The organism is Streptomyces sp. NPDC059443 (genome assembly GCF_042750105.1).
Taxonomy (GTDB): Bacteria; Actinomycetota; Actinomycetes; order Streptomycetales; family Streptomycetaceae; genus Streptomyces.
The window spans coordinates 83,428-85,213 of record NZ_JBHYVM010000035.1 but is presented as its reverse complement, the minus strand read 5'-3'; the positions used below and the strand labels follow the sequence as shown (position 1 = coordinate 85,213).

The window sequence follows — 1,786 nt, the reverse complement described above, 5'->3', positions numbered from 1 at the left end:
CACACCCTCGTGCTGCCTCTAACCGGGGGGGGGGGTGTGGGCGGCGCCCCTCCCGCGGCGGCGGGCCCCCCCCCCCGCCCCCCCCCGGGGGGGCCCCCCCCGGCCCGCCCCCCAGCCGGCGGTGAGAAGTCAGCGGTGAGCGGTCAGAGGTCAGCGGTCAGAAGTCGGCGGTCACCTGGTCGTCGGACCGCCCGACCGAGTCCTGCTGGAACCGCTTCTCGTACGCCTCCCGGATCCGCTCGATGCGCTTGCCGCGCTCGTCGGCCTCCTTCTCCGGGTAGAGCAGCACCACCTCGTACGAGACCTCCCGGATGACCTTCCCGTCCCGCTGCCACTGGCCGCGCCCGTCCTGGAGGGTGAGCCCCTCGGGGAAGGCCGGGGTGATCTCCCGGTCGAGGAAGCCCATGAACTCCCGCTCCCCGACCGGCGGCCGGCCGTCCGGCCGCTCGGTGCCGAAGTAGAGCCGGGTCTCCTGGTAGGGATTCCCCACATGGCTGTGCAGCGCCGCCCCCACCAGAGCCGGGATCCCGGCCCCGAGCAGGGCGAGGAGCACCCCGCCGCCGACCTTTCCGCGCGCGTCATAAGTAAATTTCACGCCGGGAGAACGACCGGGCACCCGCATCGGCACGCCGGAGCCCCCCGATGGAGTCACGCCCCGTCCACACCGCCCGGCCCCTCACGCCGCATCCACCCTGCGGCGCCACCAAGGGTCCCCCGGCGGGGCGTACGGATCATTGAGCGTGCGGGCCGGACGCGCAGCGCGCGATGGGCCGCGCCCGGCTCGTAGCGGTCGCGCTCGACCCGGCCACGGGTTTTCCCGGGAACGAGAAAGCCCCCGTATCGCGTTTCCGCAATACGGGGGCTCCACTCGCGTGGCGGCGCCAGGGTTCGAACCTGGGTAGGCTGAGCCGGCAGATTTACAGTCTGCTCCCTTTGGCCACTCGGGCACACCGCCAAGAGACGTTGCCATTATTTCCGCCTTTCGGCGGCGCTCCCTGGCAACGACGTAAACGATACCTGATGACCGGGGGTGCTTCACCACTGGATTGATCAGCACCGCACCGGGGCGCGGTGGCTAGGCTTTGCAGAGCGGGCCGGGGATGTCCGGCCGCGCCCTTCGGGGCCGTCACAGCCGACTTCAAGGAGCCACAGCACATGGCCGACTCCAGTTTCGACATCGTCTCGAAGGTCGAGCGGCAGGAGGTCGACAACGCCCTCAACCAGGCCGCCAAGGAGATCTCGACCCGCTTCGACTTCAAGGGGACGAACGCCTCGATCTCCTGGTCCGGCGAGAAGATCCTGATGGAGGCGAACGGCGAGGAGCGCGTCAAGGCCATCCTGGACATCTTCGAGACCAAGCTGGTCAAGCGCGGGATCTCGCTCAAGTCGCTCGACGCCGGTGAGCCGCAGCTGTCCGGCAAGGAGTACAAGATCTTCGCGACCATCGAGGAAGGCATCTCCCAGGAGAACGCCAAGAAGGTTGCGAAGATCATCCGGGACGAGGGCCCCAAGGGCGTCAAGGCCCAGGTCCAGGGCGAGGAGCTGCGCGTCACGTCCAAGAGCCGTGACGACCTCCAGGAGATCCAGGCCCTGCTCAAGGGCAAGGACCTGGACTTCGCGATCCAGTTCGTGAACTACCGCTGACCGCCGACTCCGGTCCGCGATCAGCCCGTACGCCGGCCCCGGGGGGGGGGGGGGGGCCCCCCCGCCCCCGCGCGGGCGGCGGGGGGGGGGGGGCGGGGGGGGGGGGGGGCGGGGGGGCCGGGCCCTGCGGGCGGCCGCGCGG

At 71.1% G+C, this 1,786-nt stretch carries 2 protein-coding genes and 1 tRNA gene; 1 reads left to right on the top strand and 2 read right to left on the bottom strand.

Translation table 11 applies throughout. The annotated features are described in order from the left end of the window. Positions 1 to 157: 157 nt before the first annotated feature. A complete protein-coding gene (locus ACFXDJ_RS28645) occupies positions 158 to 595 on the bottom strand; it encodes a DUF3574 domain-containing protein (protein ID WP_384657918.1) in 438 nt (145 codons plus the stop codon). A gap of 278 nt (positions 596 to 873) precedes the next feature. Further along, positions 874 to 955 (bottom strand) — tRNA-Tyr (locus tag ACFXDJ_RS28640). A gap of 200 nt (positions 956 to 1,155) precedes the next feature. On the opposite strand from ACFXDJ_RS28640, the gene ACFXDJ_RS28635 reads away from it, so the two are divergent. Beyond that, complete coding sequence (locus ACFXDJ_RS28635) at positions 1,156 to 1,644, top strand: YajQ family cyclic di-GMP-binding protein (protein WP_384657921.1); 489 nt, start codon at positions 1,156 to 1,158, stop codon at positions 1,642 to 1,644. Positions 1,645 to 1,786 lie beyond the last annotated feature (142 nt).